The 23,609-nt window shown below is 67.3% G+C and carries 17 protein-coding genes; 6 read left to right on the forward strand and 11 right to left on the reverse strand.

Annotation, left to right across the window (positions count from 1 at the left end):
- The first annotated feature begins 17 nt into the window (after positions 1-17).
- On the forward strand, positions 18-815 hold the full coding sequence (locus tag AC1DKD_RS19585; protein ID WP_477102210.1) for an MlaA family lipoprotein: 798 nt from the start codon (positions 18-20) through the stop codon (positions 813-815).
- Positions 816-870: 55 nt separating this feature from the next.
- Here the strand turns inward: AC1DKD_RS19585 and AC1DKD_RS19590 are convergent, their stop codons facing one another.
- From AC1DKD_RS19590 to AC1DKD_RS19610, 5 genes are all read right to left on the reverse strand, one after another.
- Positions 871-1,548, reverse strand: coding sequence for a phosphorylase (locus tag AC1DKD_RS19590; RefSeq protein WP_441632424.1), 678 nt, complete (start codon positions 1,546-1,548; stop codon positions 871-873).
- Positions 1,549-1,580: 32 nt separating this feature from the next.
- A complete protein-coding gene (shc, locus tag AC1DKD_RS19595) occupies positions 1,581-3,596 on the reverse strand; it encodes a squalene--hopene cyclase (protein ID WP_441632391.1) in 2,016 nt (671 codons plus the stop codon).
- A 55-nt stretch (positions 3,597-3,651) separates the two neighbouring features.
- A complete protein-coding gene (gene hpnD / locus AC1DKD_RS19600; RefSeq protein WP_477143596.1) occupies positions 3,652-4,500 on the reverse strand; it encodes a presqualene diphosphate synthase HpnD in 849 nt (282 codons plus the stop codon).
- A 223-nt stretch (positions 4,501-4,723) separates the two neighbouring features.
- Positions 4,724-4,984 (reverse strand): hypothetical protein, encoded by a 261-nt coding sequence (locus tag AC1DKD_RS19605; protein WP_441632395.1) that lies wholly within the window; start codon positions 4,982-4,984, stop codon positions 4,724-4,726.
- 485 nt (positions 4,985-5,469) lie between these two features.
- Positions 5,470-7,134 carry an S-layer protein gene (locus AC1DKD_RS19610; protein ID WP_441632397.1) on the reverse strand — a complete coding sequence of 555 codons (1,665 nt, stop codon included), beginning with the start codon at positions 7,132-7,134 and terminating at the stop codon, positions 5,470-5,472.
- Positions 7,135-7,567: 433 nt separating this feature from the next.
- Here AC1DKD_RS19610 and AC1DKD_RS19615 point away from each other — a divergent pair, with 433 nt between their 5' ends.
- Both AC1DKD_RS19615 and AC1DKD_RS19620 read left to right on the forward strand, forming a co-directional pair.
- Positions 7,568-9,607 carry a LamG-like jellyroll fold domain-containing protein gene (locus AC1DKD_RS19615; protein ID WP_477111520.1) on the forward strand — a complete coding sequence of 680 codons (2,040 nt, stop codon included), beginning with the start codon at positions 7,568-7,570 and terminating at the stop codon, positions 9,605-9,607.
- A gap of 182 nt (positions 9,608-9,789) precedes the next feature.
- Positions 9,790-10,251, forward strand: coding sequence for a YjjA family protein (locus AC1DKD_RS19620; RefSeq protein ID WP_441632401.1), 462 nt, complete (start codon positions 9,790-9,792; stop codon positions 10,249-10,251).
- Positions 10,252-10,284: 33 nt separating this feature from the next.
- Here the strand turns inward: AC1DKD_RS19620 and AC1DKD_RS19625 are convergent, their stop codons facing one another.
- On the reverse strand, positions 10,285-11,838 hold the full coding sequence (locus AC1DKD_RS19625) for a methyl-accepting chemotaxis protein (RefSeq protein ID WP_035865338.1): 1,554 nt from the start codon (positions 11,836-11,838) through the stop codon (positions 10,285-10,287).
- A 423-nt stretch (positions 11,839-12,261) separates the two neighbouring features.
- On the opposite strand from AC1DKD_RS19625, the gene AC1DKD_RS19630 reads away from it, so the two are divergent.
- From AC1DKD_RS19630 to AC1DKD_RS19640, 3 genes are read left to right on the forward strand one after another with little or no spacing between them, the layout of a single operon-like run.
- Positions 12,262-14,508: a TonB-dependent receptor gene (locus AC1DKD_RS19630; protein WP_477143597.1), complete on the forward strand. Its 2,247-nt coding sequence runs from the start codon at positions 12,262-12,264 to the stop codon at positions 14,506-14,508.
- Positions 14,509-14,516: 8 nt separating this feature from the next.
- A complete protein-coding gene (locus AC1DKD_RS19635; RefSeq protein ID WP_441632406.1) occupies positions 14,517-16,046 on the forward strand; it encodes a PepSY domain-containing protein in 1,530 nt (509 codons plus the stop codon).
- Between the two features lie 52 nt (positions 16,047-16,098).
- Positions 16,099-17,157, forward strand: coding sequence for a HoxN/HupN/NixA family nickel/cobalt transporter (locus AC1DKD_RS19640; protein ID WP_441632408.1), 1,059 nt, complete (start codon positions 16,099-16,101; stop codon positions 17,155-17,157).
- A 117-nt stretch (positions 17,158-17,274) separates the two neighbouring features.
- Here AC1DKD_RS19640 and AC1DKD_RS19645 read toward each other — a convergent pair whose 3' ends face one another.
- The 5 genes from AC1DKD_RS19645 to cobN form a co-directional block, all read right to left on the reverse strand.
- Positions 17,275-17,592, reverse strand: a complete 318-nt coding sequence (locus tag AC1DKD_RS19645; protein ID WP_441632410.1) for a HigA family addiction module antitoxin — start codon at positions 17,590-17,592, stop codon at positions 17,275-17,277.
- Between the two features lie 31 nt (positions 17,593-17,623).
- On the reverse strand, positions 17,624-17,902 hold the full coding sequence (locus AC1DKD_RS19650; RefSeq protein WP_441632412.1) for a type II toxin-antitoxin system RelE/ParE family toxin: 279 nt from the start codon (positions 17,900-17,902) through the stop codon (positions 17,624-17,626).
- Positions 17,903-18,070: 168 nt separating this feature from the next.
- Positions 18,071-18,574: a vWA domain-containing protein gene (locus tag AC1DKD_RS19655; protein ID WP_441632414.1), complete on the reverse strand. Its 504-nt coding sequence runs from the start codon at positions 18,572-18,574 to the stop codon at positions 18,071-18,073.
- 158 nt (positions 18,575-18,732) lie between these two features.
- Positions 18,733-19,797, reverse strand: a complete 1,065-nt coding sequence (locus tag AC1DKD_RS19660) for a magnesium chelatase ATPase subunit I (protein WP_441632416.1) — start codon at positions 19,795-19,797, stop codon at positions 18,733-18,735.
- Complete coding sequence (gene cobN / locus AC1DKD_RS19665) at positions 19,794-23,609, reverse strand: cobaltochelatase subunit CobN (protein ID WP_441632418.1); 3,816 nt, start codon at positions 23,607-23,609, stop codon at positions 19,794-19,796. Before cobN ends, AC1DKD_RS19660 begins: the two co-directional genes overlap by 4 nt.

Consider the following 23,609-nt stretch of genomic DNA (forward strand, 5'->3'; position numbering starts at 1 on the left):
AACGCCATCTCAACATGATGAACCGCCCCGTCCCTCGCTTCTCGCGCCTACTGTCGGCGCTTTCCCTGTCGCTACTGGCCACGGCATGCGCCACCGGCCCGCAAGCCAACCCGGACGACCCGCTGGAGCCGCTCAACCGCGCAGTCTTCAAGGTCAACGACAAGGCTGACGAGTACGTAGCAACGCCGCTGGCCAAGGGCTACCGTGCCGTCACGCCACAGCCGGTGCGCACCGCTGTCACCAATTTCTACTCGAACCTGGCCGACGTCGGCAACACAGTCAACAACCTGCTGCAAGGCAAGGGCGTGGACGCGGCGGAAAGCTTCATGCGCGTCGCCATGAATTCGGTACTCGGGGTCGGCGGCCTGATCGATATCGCTACGCCAGCCGGCCTGAGCAAGCACTCCACCGACTTCGGGCTGACGATGGGCGTGTGGGGCGTGCCCGCCGGCCCGTACCTGGTGCTGCCGCTGTTCGGTCCCAGTTCGATCCGCGACGGGGTGGGCCTGTATGTGAACTTCCAGCTGTCGCCTACCACGTGGGTCGAAAAGGACGTGCAGTGGGCGCTGTGGGGCGTGGGTTTCCTCGATGCACGTACCAATGCACTGGCCGCGACCGATCTGTTGTCGCTGGCGGCACTGGATAAATACAGTTTCGTGCGGGATGGGTACCGGCAGCGCCGGCAGTACCTGATCCAGGGTGGTGGCGGGAAGCTGCCGGATTACGAGGATACGGATGCGCCCGCCGAAGGAGCGGCGCCCGCGCCGGCCGGCGGGGAAGAGAAAAAGCCTGAAGCGGAAGGGACGAAGCCTTAAGCTTTTGCTGCCCGGTCTTCGATCCGGCCGCCCGGGTCAAAGGCCGGGCGGCGGCTCACCCTAAACCAAACCCCGCCCCCACCCGGCCCCGCGCCACCTCCAGCGCCAACCTCGCCAGCCTGGCATCCCGACCCAGCCGGATCAGGTCCGGCACCTGCCCCGGCCCCGCCAGCAGCGCCTTGAGCAACGCCAGGATATCGGTGCCGCCATCGGGCCCCATCCCCGCCACCGCGGCGGGCGGCACATCCCGTTGCGCGGGATCGATCACGACCCGGCAGGCGGCAAACGGCACCCCGAATTCCTGGGCGATCCGCGCCGCGATATGAGACTCCATATCGACCGCCAGCGCCCCCGTGGCAGCGTGCAATGCCGTCTTGGCAGCCACCGAGGTCACCGCCTGGTCTGAGCCCGCCAGCGTCCCGGCAACGGCTTCCGGCAACGCAAGGGACAGTGCGCGAGACCAGCTTGCATCGACCGGCCGCGACGTATCGCCGTCGTGTACTGCGGTGGCGACAATCACCTTGCCAGGCGCAAGCGCGGGATCTAGCCCGCCCGCCACGCCAAAGCTGATCACGCCCGCGCAGGGATGCGCCAGGCGTTGCCGCAAGCCTTGCGCCAAGGCTTCGGCGCGTAGGCCGTGCAGGGTTTCAATGCCGGGGCCCGCGGCAATGCGGGCCTCGAAGCGCATGCCGGTCACCACCAGCGTGGGACCGGCGGCCTGCCGTTGCGGCAGGCGCGCGGACAAACCGGGCGAAGCTGGCGCGCTCACATCCCCCACGCCACTGCCCGCGTGCCGTCGCGGCGCAGGTTGCGGTAGCGCGCCACGGCCCAGAGCGGGAAGAAGCGGGCATAACCGTGGTAGCGCAGGTAGAACACGCGCGGGAAGCCCACCGCGGTGAAGCGTGCCTCGTTCCACAGGCCATCGGCCTGCTGCGTGCGCACCAGGTAATCGATCCCCCGCGCCACGGCGGGATGATCGACCTCGCCCGCCGCCATCAGGCCCAGCAAGGCCCATGCGGTTTGCGAAGGGACGCTGGGCGCGGGCTCATAGCCCTGGTAGTCGAGGCGGTAACTGCTGCCATCCTCGCCCCAGCCGCCGTCGGCGTTCTGGATCGACACCAGCCACGCTGCCGCGCGGCGCATCTCCGGGGCCTCCGGTGGCAGGCCGGCAGCGTTCAGCGCGCACAGCGCGCTCCAGGTGCCGTAGATGTAGTTCATGCCCCAGCGGCCGTACCAGCTGCCGTCGGCCATCTGCTCGTCGAGCAGGTAGCGCAGCGCGCGCTTGAACGCCGGACTGCTCGCCGAGTTTTCACCCAGTTGCGCGAGCATCGACAGGCAGCGCGCCGAGACGTCGGCGGTGGGCGGATCGAGCAAGGCGCCGTGGTCGGCGAACGGAATATTGTTCAGGAATTCATGCGTGTTCTCGGGCTCGAAAGCGCCCCAGCCGCCGTTGCCGCTCTGCATGCCGGCCACCCACTCGCGCGCGCGGCTAACCGCTTCGTCATAGCGCGCGCGATGGCTCGCCGGGGCGACGGCCGGCGCCGCCGCGCCGGAACGCGCCGCGCGGTCCATGGCCATGGCCACCACGGCGGTATCGTCCACGTCCGGGTAGTGCGGATTGGCGTACTGGAAGGCCCAGCCGCCGGGACGCACGTCGGGACGCCGCACAATCCAGTCGCCGCGCACGTCCAGCACCTGCAGGGGGCGCAGCCATTGCAGGCCGCGCTCGGCCGCCGCCTCGGCGCGCGGGCCGCCGACCTCCAGCAAGGCGTGGCTGGCCAGCGAGGTATCCCAGACCGGCGACAGGCACGGCTGGCAATAGGCTTCGTCGCCATGCACGACCAGCAGCTTTTCGATGGAAGCGCGCGCCACCGCCACGTCCGGATCGGTACGCGGTACGCCCAGCACGTCGAACATCATGACGGCGTTCGCCATGGCCGGGAAGATGGCGCCCAGGCCGTCCTCGCCGTTCAGGCGTTCGCGCACGAATTTCTCGGCACGGGCAATGGCACGCTTGCGCAGGCTGCGGGGGAACAACGGCTCCGCCACGCGCAGGCCAGCATCCAGCGCGCTGAACACGGTGAACCAGACCCGGTTCTGATGCGGCGCCCTCGGGGCCAGGCGGGCCGCCTGGCAAGGACGGATAAACAATTCGTCGATGCCCACGCCACGCGGGTTCCTGGCCTGGGGGCGCAGGCTGTTGAGCACCAGCAGCGGCACGATCACGGTGCGGGCCCAGTACGCGACCTTGGACAAATGGAACGGGAACCAGAGCGGCAGCAGCATGATCTCGACCGGCATCATCGGCACCGCTTGCCACGGCATCACGCCGTACAGCGCCAGCAGCGTGCGGGTGAAGACGTTGCTGGCCTCGGCGCCGCCCTGGGCGTGGATGGACGCGCGGGCGCGGCGCATAGGCTCGGATTCGGTATCGTCGCCAATCATCTTGAGGGCGAAATACGCTTTCACGCTGGCGCTGATGTCCGAGCGGCCCTGATGGAACAGCGGCCAGCCGCCGTCGGCATTCTGGATGCGGCGCAGGTAGCGCGCGATACGCGCTTCCAGCACGGCATCCGGGGTCTCGCCCAGGTAGTGCACCAGCAGTACGTATTCCGCCGGGATCGTGGCGTCGGCCTCCAGCTCGAATACCCAGTGGCCGTCCGGCCGCTGGGTCGCCAGCAAAGCGTCAAGCGCACGGTCGAGCGTGCCTTGCAGCTCGTGATGCTCCGGCGCACCCTGCACGGCCGTGGCCGGCGTGGGGGATAGTGCTACTTGGCTCATCGGTCTCGATGTCCTCTTTTCAACAACGCAATCAGCAATACCTCGCGGGATCGCCTCAGATGAGGCCATGCCGGAGCAGAATCCAGAACAGCCGCGCCCGCGGCACGCGAACGCGCGCGCGCGGATTGGCCCAGCCGCGGGCCAGCAAACGCTGCAGGACTACGTGGTAGACCTCGCCCATGATGCGCGGCGAGCGCACGATCCGGCGAGGACAACCCGCCATGATAGCGAAAGCCTGCGCATAGTACGCCTGAGCCTGCTGCGCCACTTCCGCGCAGGCACGGCCGATGGCGGGATGGCCGACGATAGCTTGCGGCGCGCCGAGCGGCACGCCGGCGGCCGCCAGCGCTTCGGCCGGCAGGTAGACGCGGCCGAGCCCGGCGTCTTCGTCGATATCGCGCAGGATATTGGTGAGCTGCAGCGCGCGGCCGAGGTGATGCGCCAGCGCCACGCCGGTGTCGTGCTCCATGCCGAACACGCGCACTGCGAGCCGCCCTACCGCGCTCGCCACGCGGTCGCAGTACAGGTCAAGGGTAGCGTTGTCCGGTGCGCGGATATCGGCCAGGACGTCCATCGCCATGCCATCGACGACGGCGAGGAAGTCTTCCTGCAGCAATCCGAAGCGCTGGATCTGGGTGGCCAGGCCACGCAGCGCGGCCGGCGGCRCACCGGCATAGCACGCGGCGAGATCCGCGCGCCACGCATCCAGGCCGGCGAGGCGCGCGGCGCGCGGGCCGTCGCCATCGGCGATATCGTCCACGGCGCGGCAAAAGCCATAGATCTCGAACATCGCCTCGCGTTGCGCGGGGGGCAGGATCTTGAGGGCGGTATGGAATGAGCTGCCGGACGAGACGGCATTGCCCGCTGGCGGGACGGTTTGCACTGCGATTTCTGTTCCGGCCACGTAACTCCTCGTCACGCGTTGAACCGCCGTGCTGCTGTGCTGCCTCGCCCTGGCTAGTCGCCGCGGCCAGGCACGCAGCACAAGGCGGCATGTGTTTGGGGTAGTGGGCAATTATACCAAGTCCCGCCATGGGCGCGGCCGGCAGCCGAAGGTGGGTGTTGGCGGGGGGCGCGAGCCGGAGCCGTGCGACAAGAGCAGCAGCGGAACTGCGCGGGCGGCGCGCTTATCGGATACGCCGGCCGGCGAGGCGAAGCTCCATCACAAAAATACCCCGTTCCGGGTCATAGCGGGCAATTTCCGCGCAATTGGCAGCATTTTTTTGATTTTTATCGAATTCACCCGCACCCACCACGGGTAGCGGCGCGGGCTGCACCTGCGACGCCGGGTCGCGCCCCGCTTCGGCGGCGGCCTGCATGCGGCGCAGGTCGGCGAGCACCAGCGGCGAGATACGATCGAGCAGACGGCTGGACCTTAGCTTGTTCATGGCGGCCTTCCCCGGATGGATGTCGCCAGTGTAGGCCGGCGTCCCGGCCGTTGAATGTGCCCTGAGACACGCTCCGGAGCGGATTTCGCGCGATGTCACGCTCCGCGCGGCCAGGCTCTCCGGGGCCAGGCTGCCTTTGAACTGGTGCGCGAGTGGGTTCTGTTGATCGAGGGTGGTCCGCTGGTGTCGCTACGTCTTCTTGCTGACGCTGGGGGTAATGGCCATGGCGATCCGTGTCCTTGCTCCAGGAGGCTTCACAAGCGCGCCTGCCATTGCCGGGCAGGCCGCGCCGCTAAGGGCCGGTGCATTGCGCGTCCGGCCCGCCAGTGAAAGCCGATTCATCGCTGTCGTCAAGACGCGGTGCCGCGTAATCGTGCCGCCGGCATGGCAATGCGCAAAGATCTGAACACTGCAATCGAAAACGTTCAGATCGCATGGTATCGCCATGCCGGTCCAGCGGCTTGCGGCCTTACGTGCCTACGCGCTTACGCGCCGGACGCGACCGTCACGAACACCGGGTTCGAATAGAACCACAGGTCGTTGTAGTTGCGCGCGTTGATGGCATCGAAGCGTGCCGCATTCTCGACCAGGTCGGTCTTGGTGTCGGGCAGCGGGTTGCCGTTCGCGGTTTCTCCCGGCACGTTCAGCCCGAGATTGGTGCCCCGCAGGCGGAAGTACTGGCTCTTGGCCGCGGTGAACGTGTAGGTCACCGTGTTGTAGCCATCCTTGTCCAGCTTCCAGTCGGTCTTGGTGAAGGTTGCGATGACCTTCGTGGAATCATTGGTCTCCTTGCTGTATTCCGGCGTACCAGGCGCGGGGCGACGGGTGACGTCGCCGGCGATCAGGTCGATATGGTCCACGGTCGGCCTGACGTTGACATTGACGCCGCTGTCCAGCGGATACTCGAACCGGTTCCGGTCCGGGCTCTTGAAACGGATCGTGACAGTGACCTTGTCACCCGCCTTGGCCATGAGTTCGCCGCCCATCTCGCGCTTGGTGCTGCCGGCCGCCACATTGAAATCCAGTGCATTGATCAGGTCGCCGAACACCGAGAAGGACTTGCCCGCACGCAGGCTGTCCAGCAAGCCCTTGATGCCGGTGCCTTCCATCCACAGGTAGTTGCGTGCGTATTCGCCCGGGAAGTAGCCGCTGCTGAACTGGCCGCCCGCGGTCTTGAAATGGTGGTCCGAGTTGGCGAGGTTCCAGAAGCGGCGCCCGTCGCCCAGCAGGGCATCCCAGATGCCACCGACTTGCGCCACCACATAGTCCACGCCGCCATAGGTGCGCGACTTCAGGTTGGCATCGATATAGGCGCTGTTGTAGCCGCCGCGATCCGGCTCCATCTGGTTGCCGACCATGCCTTCCACCGCGAACACGATATTCGGCGCGAGGTCGTTCAACTCACGATAGTTGGCGGCGGTGTACTTGCCCGGATTGCGCGACGGGTGGTTGATCAGCGCGTAGCTGCTGTCCGGGTAATTTGTCTTGAGCCAGTTGAAGGCCAGCAGCGCGTCGGCGTGCGTGGTAAAGGCGCGCGGGCCTTTGGCATTCCACGCCGCCACGTCCACCGGATTGAACAGGGTGTCGGCGCGGTTGGTGAAGAAATACTCGAACTCGTTGGCGGCCTTGAGGGCCGGTGCGAGCGCGGGCGAGCCGGAGAAGATGCCCACGTTCATGTGGTCGTGGGTCGGCATGTCCCACTCGAAGGCGGAGAAGATCAGCTTGCCGGGATAGCGGCCGTCAGCCTGCATTTGCTTGACGGCAGGCACTTCGTAGTCCGCCATGCCCTTCGAGAATGCCACCGAGCCGCCAGGGATGGCCGTGCCGGCCGGGTCGCGATCCGAGACGCGCAGGTGGTTCGACAAGGCCATCCAGTCGAGGTTGCTCGCGGTGAACGCCTGGTCGAGCACCGTGGCCAGGGGGCTCTGCGCATCGTTGGACTGGATCGTATGTACATGCAGGTCGCCGGTGGTCCACTTGCCCGTGACTTCCGCGACCGGCGGGGTGACCGGCGCGGCCGGCGCGGCCGGTGCGCCGGGGGTGGCCGGAGCGGCGGGGCTGGATTGGTCGCCGTTGCCGTTGCAACCGTAGAAGCCGCCGGCGATGCATAGCGAGGCGGCCAGGCCGATGATGGATTTGGAGTGACGCATTGGATTTCCCTGGTGACGTTTTACGTATTGACCCGATCTGTCCGCGCGCCCTGGGCCGCCGGGCGATGCGTGTCACTGGCATCACCCCTTGCCCGGACGCACTGGCAAAGATTCTTGTGGGCGCCGATGTTGACGATCGTTAGTGACAGAAAGGTGACGTCGGGAAAACAAATCCTGTTTTTTGGTAAAACGATACACTTAGTCAGCCTAATGTCGCCTCTTCGAGACAAAATTCCAACCTACAGAACAAAAAACAAATGCCTGCGACATCTCTTCATGCGCATGTCATCTCTGCTGGCTAGCTTTGCCGCTTCCTGTTCCACATGGAAAGTCATGACAAAGAAGCACGAAGCCGATGCGCGGCAACAGGTACAGAAGACAACAACCAGCGTGCCGGACGAACGCCGCAGGAGCTTGCTCAGGGCCGGACTGGGTGCGACGCTGCTGCCTGCTGCCGGCAGGCGGCAGTGCATTGCTGGCTGCGTGCGGGGGTGGGGGTGGCGACGACGCGCCCGCCGCGCCGAGCACCGGCAGCCCGGCACCGCAGCCACCGGCCGGCCCGCAGCTGGCATCCAATTTCGCGCTGGCGGTACTGCCCGATACGCAGTTCTACTCGCGCTATGCAACGCTGGCGGAGAACGACCAGTTCGGCCGCAAATTCAACAGCGAGCCGTTCCAGGCGCAGACCAACTGGGTCGCGGACAATGCCAAGGCGCTCAACATCCCCTTCCTGATCCATCTCGGCGACGTCGTGGACCAGCAAGGCAAGCCCGAGCAGTGGGTGGTGGCCGACCAGGCCATGAAGGTGCTTGAGAGCGCCAAGATCCCGTATTCGATCCTGGCCGGGAATCACGATGTCATTCTCGACCTCGACTACAGCGGCGGCCCGAACGACACCGGCACCGACACGGAGCGCACGCTGGCCAACGAGCCCTACCTGAAGACGTTCGGCACGGCCCGGGCCAGCAAGCAGGCCACCTTCGGCGGCCGCGACCCGAGCGGCTTCCACGAGTACCACGTGTTCGAAGCCGAAGGGCAGAAGTTCCTGGTGCTCTCGCTATCGTGGCGCGTCTCCGACAACGGCATCGCGTGGGCACGCCAGGTACTGCGCAACAACCCGACGCTGCCAGCCATTCTCGCCAACCACCAGTTGATCAATATCGACAAGGACGGGGTTACACCGCTCGAGGTGCCCTACGGCCTGCTGCTGTGGGAAAAACTGATCAAGGACAACGACCAGATCTTCATGACGCTGAACGGCCACTACCACGGCGCCGCGCGGCTTACCAAGACCAATGTCTACGGCAACGCCGTCGAGGAAATGGTGGTCGACTATCAGATGGCCTACCAGGGCGGCAACGGCCTGATGCGGCTGTACGAATTCGACCTCACCGCCAACCAGATCAAGGTGCTGTCATTCTCGCCGTGGGTGCCGCAAAAGCCCAAGCACACGCTCAATGGCTTCGACCAGGCCGTGCTCGACGCGCCCAACGAGACCTTCACCATCCAGATGGACTTCGCCAAACGCTTTGCGCGCTTCAATCCGGGCTTCAAGGCCGCCACGGCAACGCGTACATCGCTGGCGGACCAGGCCAAGGCGATGATTCTCGCGGGCTTCAAGGAACCTGTGAAGGCCGAACAGAAGCCTGCCAGCAATTCGGAGGACTATCCGCACGTGGCGCAAACCGTGGCGCACTGGCGCTTCTTCGGGGGCGCCGCGGGCAGCGCGGTGCCGGTGGGACAGGTCGTGGCCGACCAGTCCGGCGCCAACCCGCTAAGCCGCGCCGCGCTCAATGTGGACGGCGTGACTGCCGCCCAGCTGGGCGATGTGGTGTGGTCCGACGACCACCACTACCTGTCGGCCGCGCCGGGCAGCGTGCGCTTCCTGAACACCAACAAGAACGCGCCGCTGCGCATGAGCTATTTCGTCACGGGAAGCACGGCACCCATCAATGCCGCCACCCTGGAAAGCGGCTACACCGTCGAAGCTTTCATCAAGATCGACAAGAACTGGAGCGCCGGCAACAACGCGTGGATGAATATCATGACGCGCGACGGCAAACGCGGGAGCCTGGCCGGCTTTACCGGGGGCGACCCCGAGTCGCCGCCGCTGCTGTTCGCCATCTCCAGCCTGCGCGAAGTGCAATGGGAAGTCGTGCCGGTGCTGAGCGGCAGCCGCGACGGCAAGACCAACTGGTCCGGCGAGATCATTGCCGACAAGTGGCTGCACGTGGCCATCGTCAACGACGATGTCAGCCATGAAACCATTCTCTACGTGGAAGGCGCGCCGGTGCTGCGCAATGCCGGCAACGCCCCAGGCCTGGCCACGCTCGCGGCGGACATGCCCTGGGTAATCGGCGGCGGTTCCTGGGACGGTGCGCGCGCCGACGGCTTCTTTGGCAGCATTGGCGAGATCCGCATCGTGGGCAAGGCCCTGCAAGCCGCCGAGTGGCTGACGGCACGCAAGGCCTGAGGCCGGATAGGGGGTGTAGCCGCGGCGTCTCCCGGCGCAGCCTGGCATCGGGGCGGACGGTGGCGGATTGCGCCCCGATTGCACCTGGATTGCACCTGGATTGCGCCCGGATTGCGTGCAATGGCAATCCGGGCACGCACTATAGTGGAAGCTGGTTTCCACCAAGCCGGGAGGATCGCCGCATGAACGCCAGAATCTATCGCAACACAGTCGTGAAGATCCTGATCGCCACGCTGATACCGGTGGCGGCAGCGCACGCGCAGCTCGGGGACATGCTCAAAGGCGCGACGCAGGGCAGCGAGGGCGCCATCGGCGGACTCGGCAGCCTGGGCGGGATGGGCAGCATGCCTTCGCTGCAATCCCTGACGTCCGGCAGCACCGGCAATATCGCCGGCATACTGGAATTCTGCGTCAAGAACAACTATCTCGGCGGCGCCAGCGGCGCCGCTTCCGTCAAGGACAAACTGCTGGGCAAGGTTGAAGGTGGCTCGCCCACCGCCGATAGCGGCTATACCGACGGTGCCAAGGGCATCCTGCACAACAGCGACGGCAAGCAGTTCGACCTGAGCGGCGGCGGCCTCAAGGATCAGGTCACCAGGCAGGTCTGCGACAAGGTCCTCGCCCAGGGCAAGTCGCTGCTGTAAGCAGCGGCTTGCCGCCCCTGCCGGGGCGGATACTCAGGCAGCCAGGCGGAACGCCGACACCGCGTGATGCAGCGCGTCGGCCTGATCTTCCAGCGAAGCGGCGGCGGCGCTCGCCTGCTCCACCAGCGCCGCGTTCTGCTGCGTCATCTGGTCCATCTGCGCGACCGCGCGATTGACCTCTTCGATGCCGGTGCGCTGCTCCGCGGTGGCCGATGCGATGCCATCCATGATGGACGTCACGCGGCTGACCGCGTTGACGATCTCGGCCATGGTCTGGCCAGCCTGCTCGACCAGGGCAGAGCCGCTGTCGACCTGGCCCACCGACTCGACGATCAGCGTCTTGATCTCCTTGGCCGCGCCCGCGCTGCGTTGCGCTAGATTGCGCACTTCCCCCGCCACCACGGCGAAGCCGCGCCCCTGCTCGCCGGCGCGAGCGGCTTCCACCGCGGCGTTCAGCGCCAGGATATTGGTCTGGAAGGCGATGCCGTCGATCACGCCGATGATGTCGTTGATCTTGCGCGAGCTGGCGGTGATGCCGCGCATCTTGTCCACCACCTGGCTCACCACGCTGCCGCCCTGCTGCGCAATCTGCGAGGCGTCGGCCACGTACTGGCTGGCCTCGGTGGCGTTGTCGGCATTCTGGCGCACCGTCGCCGTGATCTGCTCCATGCTGGCCGCGGTCTGCTGCAGCGAGGCAGCCTGCTGCTCGGTACGGCTCGACAGGTCGGTATTGCCGGAGGCAATCTCCTGCGCGGCCGAAGTAATGGATTCGGCCGACTGCTGGATCCCCGAGACCGTGCGCGCGAGCTGGTCGCGCATATGGCCGATCGCGTACATCAGGCTGGCGCGGTCATCCGGGGCGACCGTGACCTGCGCGGTGAGGTCRCCGCCAGCCATGCGCAACGCAAGCGCCGCCGCGGTGGCGGGCTCGCCGCCGACCGAGCGCTGGATGCTGCGGATCAGGAGCGTCGCCACCACGGAAATCACGATGCCGAGCAACACCAGCAGCCCGAGCGACTGATACAGCGAGGTGCGGAATTGCGCCTCCACGTCATCCATATAGGTGCCCGCGACGAGGTCCCAGTTCCATGGCTTGTAGCGTGCCACGTAGCCGACCTTCGGGCTTGGCTGGTCGCTGCCAGGCTTGGGCCACCAGTAGTCCAGATGACCCGAGCCTTCCGCCGAAGCGCCACGCGCCGCGATATCGACGTACAAGGCGTTGCCCTTGGCGTCCTTGAAATCGCGCAGGTTCTTGCCATTGAGCTTGGCGTTGATGGGATGCATCAGCATCACGGAATCCGCGCTGACGATGGTGATGTAGCCGTCCTTGCCATAGCGCTGCGCGGCGATGCGGGCAGTGGCCTGGGCCTTGGCCTCATCCTCGGTCATCTTCCCCTGGCGTGCCTGCTCGGCATAGTCGCGCACCAGGGACAGCGACATATCGACCACGTTGGCCAGTTCGCCACGACGGTCCGCCATCTGCAACTGGCGGGTCTGGAAGGCGTGCATCACGGTCAGCAGGAGCAGACCTAGCCAGGCCAGCACGAGAGGGATCCACAGCTTTTTTCGCAAGGTCAGTTGATTCATGAAGTTCGCTTTTTCTAGGCAAGTACCAGCGATGCGGGAGACACGCGGCATCTCCGGGATATCGGAACGGCTTGCGCCTTCTTTAGCGTCAACTGGGGAAAGCCCGCAAGAAAAAAGCAAGAAGCGGCATCTATATCGTACAAAGCACCACAGTGAAGAGAGATCCCGTCGTGAACGCCGCGCCCGTAGGCAGCGGCAGCCACTGCGCATCGATGCGTGGGAAGGCGGCACCCCGGACGCGCCCCAGTGGCAGGCGTCCCCCTGCGAGCCCGGATACCGGCCTTCGACCGATCACCGAGGCTGCGGACGGGCGGCCAGGCGTGAGGCGGCTGGCCATGGGCCCGCCGCCACTGCGCGCTCGTCCGTGGCTTCTTCGTTCATTGCCGCCAGGCGGGGTCGCCTGCGGCCAACGATGGAAAGTCCATGTCCGCGCGCCCTCGCATTGCCCGCACCCCCCTGCCGGGCTCCTCCAGGCACCTTTTCACTCCCGCCCCGCGCAAGCTGGCGCACCACTGCGCGCTCGCGCTCTCGCTCGGGGCCTTTGCCACGCTGGGCACGGACGCGGCCTGGGCCGCGGACGATACGCCAGCCTCGGAGCGCTCCCAGCCGTCTCGGAAAGACACCACGGTGCTACCGGCGGTGATGGTCACCGGTGACTCGCAGTTGCCAGGGCTGGCACTGTCGGAGCCCACGGGCACGGGCAGCCGGCTTGGCCTGACCCCGCTGGAAACGCCTGCCAGCGTCGAGGTGCTGTCCGGCGAGACGATACGCGAGCGCGGCGACCAGTCGGTGCGCGAAGCCGTTACCCGCACCACCGGCATAACCTCCAACGGCGCCCCCGGCAACGGCGGCACGTCGCTCACGGCGCGCGGCTTCTCCGGACAAGGCTCGGTGATGCAGCTGTACGACGGCACACGGCTCTACGTCGCCTCCGGCACCGTGACCTTCCCCTTCGACACCTGGTCGRCGGACCGCATCGAAGTCCTGCGCGGCGCGGCCTCGGTCATGTACGGCGAGGGCGCGATCGGCGGCGTGGTCAACGTGATCCCCAAGAAGCCGCTGCGCGCGCCGATCGCCAACGAGCTGCAGCTCACCGGCGGCACCCAGCGCACCGCGCGCGCCGCCTTCGACAGCGGCGGCGCGGTCAACGAGAATCTCTCGTACCGCTTCAATGCCAACTACGCGCGCTCCGGCGGCTGGGTGGACCGGGGCGATTCGCGCAGCGTGGCGGTGTCGGCCGCGGTGCGGCTCGACGTATCGCCGGAGTTCAATATGACGCTGTCCTATGACGACGGCGACCAGCACCCGATGCAATACCTGGGCACGCCGCTGGTCAGCGGCAGCCTGGACACCTCCCTGCGCAAGAAGAACTACAACGTCGGCGATGCCGAGATCACCTACCGCGACCGCTGGACCCGGCTCGCCGCGCAATGGCAGCCCAATGAGCGAGTGACGGTGCGCAACCAGTTCTACTACCTCACCAGCCAGCGCCACTGGCGCGATGCCGAGTCCTATACCTTCCTGCCGGCAACCGGCCAGGTGCGCCGCACCGACTACCTGGAAATCCTGCACAACCAGGAGCAGGTGGGCGACCGCGCCGACCTGAAGATCGACGGGCAGCTGTTCGGCATGGCCAATACCGCCCTGGTGGGATTCGACGTCAACCGGATCAACTTCACCCACAGCAACAACTCGCCCTACGGCGGTACCTCCACCGTGAATGCCTACCAGTTCGATCCGGGCCAGTTCTTCAGCCCGCCGGGCATCGTCACGTCGCCGCGCTTCCGTACCCACACCACGCAATACGCGCTGTTTGGCGAAGACCGCCTCAAGCTGACCCGGCAATGGTCGGTGATCGGCGGCGTGCGGCTCGACCATGCCGAACTGGAGCGCGGCAACCTGGTCTCCGGCGACGACTGGACCCGCAGCTTCAACAACGTCACCTGGCGCGCGAGCACGGTCTACGAATTCACACCCGCCTTTTCCGTCTACGCGCAGTACGCCACGGCCACCGACCCCCTTGGCGCACTGATCACCACCTCGGATGCGCAAAAGGACTTCAAGCTCGCTACCGGCAGGCAGATCGAAGCCGGGGTCAAGCAGTCGTTCTGGAACCAGCGCGGCGAGTGGACCTTTGCCGCCTACCAGATCGTCAAGAAGAACCTCCTCACGCGCGATGCCGGCAACCCGGCGCTCTCGGTGCAGGTAGGCGAGCAGTCCTCGCGCGGGCTGGAAGCCTCGGTCAGCGTGGAACTGATGCGCGGCCTGCGCGTGGATGCCAACGGCACCTTGCTGCGGGCCCGGTACGACGACTTCACCGAAAGCGTGAACGGCGCCCTGGTCTCGCGCAACGGCAACGTGCCGACGAACGTGCCGCAGCAGGCGGCCAACCTGTGGCTGACCTGGGCCTTCGCGCCGCGGTGGCAGGCCGGCGGCGGCCTGCGCTACGTGGGCAAGCGTTATACCAACAATGCCAATACGACGGCCATGCCGTCGTACACGGTGGTCGATGCCTCGCTGCAATGGCGCATATCGCGCAAGACGGCGCTGACACTGCGGGTCTACAACCTGTTCAACCGCGACTACGCCGAATCGTCCGGCAACAGCGGCGCCCAGTGGCTGCTGGGACGGCCGCGCGCCGCTGAGCTGTCGGCCAACTTCTACTTCTAGGCCAGGCCATGGCGAGCACGCCCCTGTCCTGGCGCGAGTCCTGCTGGCGCTTCACGCGCCGCTGGCTCTATCTGGTGCACCGCTGGGCCGGCATCGCCGGCTGCCTGCTGATCGCCATGTGGTTCCTGTCGGGACTGGTCATGATGTATGTGGCCTTTCCCGCGCTGACCGACGCCGAGCGCCTCGCGGGGCTGCCGCCGCTGGACGTGGCCACGGTGCGGGTCTCGCCCGATGCGGCGATGGCCGGCGCAGGCCTCGCCCGCTTTCCGCGCAGCCTGCGCCTGGAAATGATGGGCGCGCACCCCGTCTATCGCATGGTCGACTGGAACGGGAAGCCACACACCGTGTCCGCGCGCAACGCGGCCCGCATCGAACAGGTGGATGCCCCCGCCGCGCAAGAGATCGCCCGGCGCTTCTCCGGCGCCGCCGGCGCGCGCTGGATCGAGACCGCCGAGCGGGACCAGTGGACCGTGCCCAACGGACTGAATCCCTGGCGCCCGCTGCACCGCATTGCGCTGGACGATGCCGCCGGCACCGAGCTGTATGTCTCCGCGCGCACCGGCGAAGTCATGCGCGACACGAACCGCAACGAGCGATTCTGGAACTGGCTTGGCGCGGTCCCGCACTGGCTTTACTTCACGCCGGTGCGGGCCGATCCGCCGCTGTGGCGGCAGGTGGTGCTGTGGACATCCGGCGTCTGCATCGCCGTGGCGATCAGCGGCATCTGGATCGGCTGGCTGCGCCTGCGCGTGCGCCGCCGCTTTGCGCATGGCAGCGCCGGCGGCACCTCGCCCTATCACGGCTGGATGGCCTGGCACCATATCGCCGGCCTGGCCGGTTCGCTGTTCCTGCTGGCCTGGCTGGCAAGCGGCTGGCTATCGGTCAATCCCAACCAGTGGTTTCCGGGGCGCGCGTTTGCGCAGCCCGCGCTGGAGCGCTATGCGGGCGAAGTCCTGCCGCGCTTTCCCGCCAGGGACGCCACGGCGCTTGCGGGGATGCCGCCTGGCACCGGCGCGCCCCCGCGGGAAATCAAGATGGCCTGGCAGGCCGGATTGCCGGTCTTGCTGGTGGCGCGGGCCGCTGCCGGCGCCGCGGTCACGACGCAGGCTTACCGTGCCGACACCGGGGCGCCGCTTGCGATCTCCGCCGGGGCGCTCGCGCAGGCTGCCGCCCGGCTGGTGCCGGACGCGGCTGTCGCTGGCAGCGACCTGCTGCAACAAGACGACGCCTACTGGTACAGCCACCACCAGCCGCGCAAGCTGCCGGTGCTGCGCGTGCGCTTTGACGATGCCGCCGAAACCTGGGCGTATATCGATCCCGACAACGGCAACCTGCTCGGCCGCAGCGACAGCAGCCGGCGCGCCTACCGGTGGTTGTTCAATGCCGCGCATAGCTGGGATCTCGGCTGGCTGCTGCGGCATCGCCCCGCCTGGGACCTGGCGGTCTGGCTGCTTTCGATCGTCGGGCTGGCAGGCGCTGTCAGCGGCGTGGTGATCGGCTGGCGCAGGTTGTTTCGCAGGCGCCGCCGCCGGGCATGAATCCCGGCGGTCGCCCATTTACCCAACATTCCGGACCGTTCACGGAGCCCCCATGTTTCGCTTCCTCGCCAGCATCTTCAACGACCAGGACGCCGACGTGCGCCGCAAGGTCATTGCGCTCTATGTCTTCCTGATCGCCGCCAACGCCGGGGCGTGGGTGTGGGCGCTGGTGGCGTTCCGCGAGCACCCCATGCTGCTGGCCTCGGCGGTCCTGGCCTACACGCTCGGCCTGCGCCACGCCGTCGATGCCGACCATATCGCAGCCATCGACAACGTCACGCGCAAGCTGATGCAGGAAGGCAAGCGCCCGGTGACGGTCGGCTTCTTCTTCTCGCTCGGCCATTCCACCGTGGTCACGCTGATGTCGATCGGCATCGCCGTTGCCGCCGCCGCGCTGCAAACGCGCTTTGCGGACATGAAAGCCGTGGGCGGCATGATCGGCACCAGCGTGTCCGCGCTGTTCCTGTTCCTGCTGGCCTTCTTCAACCTGCTGATCCTGATCTCCGTGTGGCGCGCCTTCCGGGCGGTCAAGCGCGGCGAGGCGCTCAAGGAGCAGGACCTGGACCTGCTGCTGAACAACCGCGGCGTGCTGTCGCGGCTGTTCCGCCCGCTGTTCCGGCTGGCCAGCCGCAGCTGGCACCTGTTCCCGATGGGGCTGCTGTTCGGCCTCGGCTTCGATACCGCCACCGAGGTGGCGCTGTTCGGGCTATCGGCGGCGGAGGCGGCAAAAGGCGTGCCGTTCTGGACCATCATGGTGTTCCCCGCGCTGTTCACCGCCGGCATGTCGCTGGTGGACACCACCGACGGCATCCTGATGCTGGGCGCCTACGGCTGGGCCTTCACCAAGCCGATCCGCAAGCTCTACTACAACATGACCATCACGCTGGTATCGGTGATCGTCGCGGTAGTGATCGGTGGCATCGAAGCGCTCGGACTAATCGCCGACAAGCTCGGGCTGGAAGGCGGCCTGTGGGACGTGATCGGGGAGCTGAACGAACATTTCGGCATGCTCGGCTATGTGATCATCGGCGTGTTCGTGCTGAGCTGGCTGATCTCGATGGTGGTGTACCGGGTCCGGCGCTACGATGAGATCGAGGTGCGGATGGGGTGAGGTCTGGCGAGGCGGACCTGCGCCGCTCGCTGAAATGGGAACCACATCGGCGCCCTTGCTCAAGCCATTGAGCGAGTGTGGCCGGAGCGGAACTTATATGGGCTTCCCGCCGGTGCCCTATGCGCAGGACGGCTCCGCTTCGTCCATGACCGGACGAGCAATCGGCTTGATGTGTTTCCGGGGCTTCTGCGCGGCCATCCAGAGGTCGTAGGCCGTCTGCATACCGCACCACATCTCGCGGCTGGCACCCAACGCTTCTTCCAGGCGAATGGCAATATCGGGCGTAATTGCCGCATGGCCGTTCACGATACGGGAGAGCGTGGCACGCGTCACTTCGATGTGCTCGGCGAACGCCGTGATCGTCATGTCGTCGAGGCCCGCCAGCCATTCAGCGAGGACCGTGCCGGGATGCGGAGGCTTTTGCATCCGAGTCATGATGGGCTCCTTGATGTCAGTACTTTGAGGGTCAGTGGTAGTCGCGGTAGTCCACAACCAGCGCATCACCATCCTCGAATCTGAAGGTAATGCGCCAATTCCCATTGACGCTGATTGACCAGTGTCCGGCCATGCGGCCTTTGAGTTCGTGCAATCTCCAACTGGGCACGCCCATGTCCTCCGGCTTGATGGCGTGGTCTAAAGCACCAAGCTGTATCCGAAGTTTCTCGGCATGCCGAGGCTGAATCCCGGCTTTCGATCCGGTCTCGAAGAATCGCTGCAGGCCGGAGTGAGCGAAGCTTTTGCTCATTGCAAAATCATGAGAAATGTATAGCCTGACTATACGAATGACAAGCCTGACGCCAACGCCCAAGGCCGCCATCCAGGCCACCGAGTGTACGTTTCGCTTTCACGCTCATGATCCGGCGGAGGAAATGGCATCCTACACCACACTGTATAAACATACAGTGCTGGTATCTCACCCGATCAACGCATCCGCCACCAGATACTCTCCCTCCCACCTCTGCGCCAAATGCCGGCAACGCCCCAACGCCACCGCCTGCCGCTCGAAATCCACCACCATCACCGCATCTGCCCCATGCGGACGCGGCGGCTGCTCCATGCTGCGGCCATCGCTTAGCAGCCACAACCAGCGCTGCTGCGCCGGACGGCGGTGCGCAGCCTGCGCCAGCAGCTGGCCGGCACGCTCCATGCCAAGCGCCAGCGGCGTACCGCCGCCACCGGCAATCGGGCGGATCCAGGCTTCGCTCCACGGACGGGCCCGCGCTGGCTGCAGGCGCACCTCCGCCCGGCCTCCGGCGAAGCACACCAGCGCCACTTCGGCGCGCGCCTGGTAGGCGCGCTCCAGCAAGCGCAGGAGCACGCCTTTCGCAAGCGCCAATTGGCGGCCATGGAGCATCGATGCCGAGCAGTCGAGCACGAAACAATGCAACACGCCGGCATGTGCCTGCTGGGTTCGCATGCGGAGGTGGCCGGCGGCCAGCGGTTCGGTGCGCTTGGCCGCGAGCGTGCGCGGCCAGTGGATGCGCAGGCCTGCCGGGAGGCCTCGGGGAGAGGCGAAACGGGGTGCCTGCCACCGGTTGCCGCCTTGCCCGGAATCGGCGGCGGCCTGCCGGTGGCTCAGGCTTTTTTTGCGGGCAGCGGCCTCACGGATTTGACGGCGGCGATGCCCGTCGTGCTGGCCGCCGACGGCGGCGGAAGCGCTCCCCAGGGGTTGCCGGCGCCCGCCGCGCCGGTATCTGCCCTATCGCCCCCGCCATCGCTGGCACGGCTGGATTCCCCGGCATCGCTGGCATCGCCATGCCTGTCGGCATCGGGCGCCGCCTGGCGCCGATGGTGCAGCACCAGTTCCGCGACGGCATCCACATGCGCCGGCACCACCGCCGCATCGCATTGCAGGGCCGCCAGCGCGCGCGCCGCGCGCAACATCACCAGGTCGGCGCGCACGCCGTCGACGGCAGCGGCCAGGCACAGCGCGCTGACATGCTCGTGCACGGCATCGCTGAACGATAGCGACGGCAGCGCCGCGCGCGCCAGCCGCACCTGCCGCGTCAGCGTGTCCTGCTCGGCGGCAAAGCGCGCGCGCAGCGCCCCGGGATCGCTGTCGAACGCCAGCCGCGCCTTGACGATGGCCTGGCGCTGCGCGGGATCGGTGCAGTTCTCCAGCGCCAGCGCCAGACCGAAGCGGTCCAGCAGTTGCGGACGCAACTCGCCCTCCTCCGGGTTCATGGTGCCGACCAGCACGAAGCGCGCCTCGTGCTGGTGCGACACGCCGTCGCGCTCCACCACGTTGACGCCGCTGGCGGCTACATCGAGCAACTGGTCGACCAGGTGATCCTGCAGCAGGTTCACCTCATCCACGTACAACACCCCCTGGTGCGCTCGCGCCAGCAGGCCGGGCGCGAAGCGTACCTCGTTCTGCTGCAGCACATGGCCAAGGTCAAGCGTGCCGGTCAGTTGCTCTTCGCTGGCGCCCAGCGGCAGCGTGACGAACTGGCCCTCTGGCAGCAGTTCGGCCAACGCGCGCGCGGCGGTCGACTTGGCCGTGCCGCGCGGGCCGCTGACCAGTACGCCGCCGATGCCGGGGTCCACCGCGGCGAGCAGCAGCGCTTGCCGCAGACGCTGCTGCCCCACCAGGGCACTGAAGGGAAACGGCACGCGCAGGAGCCGGGCGGTCGCATTCATGAGGGCATTCCTTCAAGCGCCTGCTCGCTGTCGAGCAGGTGTTGTTCCAATTGGGCGCGGCGTGCGCCCGGCTCCTGCCACAGGCCACGTTGCACCGCTTCGAGCAAGCGCTCGCAGATGGCGTGCAGCGCGCGCGGATTGTGCTGCCGCAGGAAGGCGCGGGTGTCCGCGTCGTTCACATAGGCATCGGTCACCAGGGCGTACTGGTGGTCGGCCACCACGCGCGTGGTGGCATCGAATCCGAACAGGTAGTCCACGGTGGCGGCCATCTCGAAGGCGCCCTTGTAGCCATGCCGCTTSACKCCGTCGATCCACTTSGGRTTGACCACGCGCGCGCGGATSACGCGGCTGATTTCTTCCTGCAGGGTACGGATGCGCGGCGCCGCCGGATTGCTGTGATCGCCGTGATAGATGGCCGGCTGGGCACCGCCGAACGCGCGCGCGGCGGCCACCATGCCGCCCTGGAACTGGTAGTAATCGTTGGCGTCGAGCAGGTCGTGCTCGCGGTTGTCCTGATTCTGCACCACCGCATCCAGGCTGGCCAGCCGCTCGGCAAAGCTGGCGCGCGCTTCGACGCCATCCGTGCCCTGTCCGTAGGCGTAGCCGCCGGCATGCAGGTAAGCCTGGGCGAGATCGTGGTCGTCCTGCCAGTTGCGGCTTTCGATCAGATCCTGCAGGCCCGTGCCGTATCCGCCCGGCCGCGCGCCGAACACGCGCCAGCCCGCGCGGCGGCGCGCCTCGGCGGCCGGCACGCCCTGCGCTTCCAGCCGCGCTCGCTCGCTTTGCACGCGTGCTCGCACCGGGTTGAGTTCGGCCGGCTCGTCCAGTTCGGCCACCGCCTGCACGGCGGCATCGAACAGGCGCATGACGTTGGCGAAGGCATCGCGGAAAAAACCCGACACGCGCAAGGTCACATCAATGCGCGGGCGGTCGAAGATCGTCATCGGCAGGATCTCGAAATCGGTCACGCGGTAGCTGCCGGGCGCCCACTTCGGCCGCACGCCCAGCAAGGCGAACGCTTGCGCGATGTCGTCGCCGCCGCTGCGCATGGTGGCGGTGCCCCATACGGAAAGCCCGATCGACTGCGGATATTCGCCGTGCTCCTGCAAGTGGCGCTCGATCAGCTGGCTGGCGGACTTCAGGCCCAGCGTCCAGGCCGTGCGGGTGGGCACCGCGCGCGTATCGACCGAGTAGAAATTGCGCCCGGTAGGCAGTACATCGGGCCGTCCGCGCGAAGGCGCGCCGCTGGGGCCGGGCGGGACGAAGCGCCCGGCCAGCCCGCGCGACAGTTGCAGCATTTCCTGCGGGCCGCAGGCATCCAGGCGCGGCATCACGTCCCGCTGCAGGCGTGCCAGCACGGCAGCGGTCCGCGGCAGGGAACGCGCCATGCCGTCACCGGCGTCCGCCGCGTCAAGCAATGCCGTGGCCAACATCTCCAGCCGCTCGCGCGTATCGCCATGATGGCGCCACGGCCCCGCGTCGAGCGCCGCCATTTGCGCCGGACGCGGCCCTTGCCATGGCGCGGACCAGTCGGCATCGAGCGGATCGAAGCCGCCGCCCAGCGCCAGGTCGGCGGCCAGCGCCGTCAGCAAGCTGGCCTGCGCGCCCTTGCCGTCGCCCACCGGAAAGCGCCCGAGCGCAAGCAGCGTGTCGCGCCGCTGGCGGCCCGCCGGCGACACGCCGAAAACATGCAGGCCATCGCGGATCTGCGATTCCTTCAGCTCGCACAGGTAAGCGTCGGTGCGGTTGAGCAGCGCGTCCTCGCCATCGCTGTCGGCGGGGGCATCCAGCCCGAGCTCGCGATGCAGTTGCTGGTCGACGATCAGCGTCAGGATGGCCTTGCGCAGCAGCCGCGCGCGGCGCGGGTCCACCGCCAGCGCCTCGTAGTATTCGTCGACCTGGCGCTCCAGGTCTTGCAGCGGGCCGTAGTTCTCGGCGCGCGTGAGCGGCGGCATCAGGTGGTCGATGATGACGGCCTGCGCGCGCCGCTTGGCCTGCGCGCCCTCGCCCGGGTCGTTGACGATAAAGGGATAGAGATGCGGCAGCGGCCCGAGGATGGCATCCGGCCAGCAGCTGTCGGCCAGCGCCACGCTCTTGCCGGGCAGCCACTCCAGGTTGCCATGCTTGCCCACATGGACGATGGCATCGGCGCCGAAACTGTGGCGCAGCCAGAAATAGAAGGCCAGGTAGCCGTGCGGCGGCACCAGATCGGCATCGTGGTAGCTGGCATAGCCCTGGGTGCCCGCTTCGCCGGGCAGCGCGTACGCGCGGGCCGGCTGCAGCCCCACGAACAAATGGCCGCTGCGCACGCCGGCGATCATGAAACGGCCTTCGCGCACCATCGGATCCTGTTCCGGGCGGCCCCAGCGTTCGGCAATGGCGCGCCGGTTCTCTTCCGGCAGGGCGGCCAGTTGCCACAGGTAGTCCGCCATCGGCAGGCTCTGGAAAGCCGGCCGCAGGTCGCGTTGCGCCAGGTCGTTGGTGATGCCCCGGGTCAGCCCGCGCATCAGGTCGTCGCCGTCCGCCGGCAAGCCTTCGCAGTGGTACCCCTGTTCGCGCAGCATGGCGAGAATACCCACGACCGAGGCGGGCGTATCCAGGCCCACGCCGTTGCCGATGCGCCCTTCGTTGGCCGGATAGTTGGCCAGCACCAGCGCTACGCGCTTGTCCGCATTGCCGAGCTGCCGCAGGCGGCACCAGCGGCGGGCCAGCTCGGCCACGAAGGCGATGCGCTCCGCGTCAGGCTGGTAGCGCACCACGTCGACCTCGGTGTAAGGACAGCGATAGGCCAGTCCCTTGAAGCTGACCGCGCGCGTGATGATGCGGCCATCGACCTCGGGCATGGCGATATGCATGGCGACATCGCGCGCCCCGAGTCCCTGGCTGTCGCGCAGCCAGTCCTCGCGGTTGCCGCCGCTCAGGATGACCTGCAGCACGGGCGCATCGCCGGCAAGTTGCGGCGATTCGGGCGCATCGAGCGAGGAAACCGCGAACGCCGTCGTGTTGAGCACCAGCGCCGCGCCGTGCTCCGCGCACAAGTGCTGCATGACGTCGCGGCACAGCGTGTCCTTGAGCGAACTGACCGCCAGCGGCAGCGGGCGCATGCCCTCGGCGCGCAAGGCCGCGATCAGGGCATCGAACACGGCCGTGTTGCCGGCCTGCAGGTGCGAGCGGTAAAAGACCAGCGCCACCACCGGCCCGTCCGGATGGCCGTCACGCTCCCATTCGCGCTGCCAGTCCGCCGCCGTGGCCACGCCGTGCGCCGGATGATAGATCGCTGCCTGCGGCAGCACGCGCGGCTGCAATGCCGGCTCGCCCCAGCCAAAGGCATGGTGCGCGAGGCAGCGGAAGAACTGTTCCGCGTTGTCCGCGCCGCCTTCGCGCAGGTAGCGCCACAGGTTGCTGGCCAGCGCTTGCGGCGCATTGCTGCGCGCAAGCAGGTTGGCATCTTCGGCCAGGTCGCCAGAGAACATCACCAGCAACTGGCCGCGCGCGCGCGCCAGTTCGGACAGCCGCTCCAGGCCGTAAGCCCAGTCGCTATCGCCGCCGAGATGATCGACCACCACCACCCGCGCGTGCTGCAGCACATCGTCGACGTACATGTCGAGCGAGGCCGGCTGGCGCAGGTACATCTGGTTGGCCAGCCGCACCGTGGGGAAGTCCGCGCCCAGGCGCGGAAAGACGCCGGCCAGCAGCGACAGCGTGGTATCCGCCGCGCTCAGCACCACGATCTCGGCCGGGCTCTGCTCGATGCGCACCACGCCGGCGTTATCGTCGACGAAGCCGCCCGGGCGGGTGGAAAGCAGATGCAT

It is taken from the genome of Cupriavidus sp. 05T313, assembly GCF_056396665.1.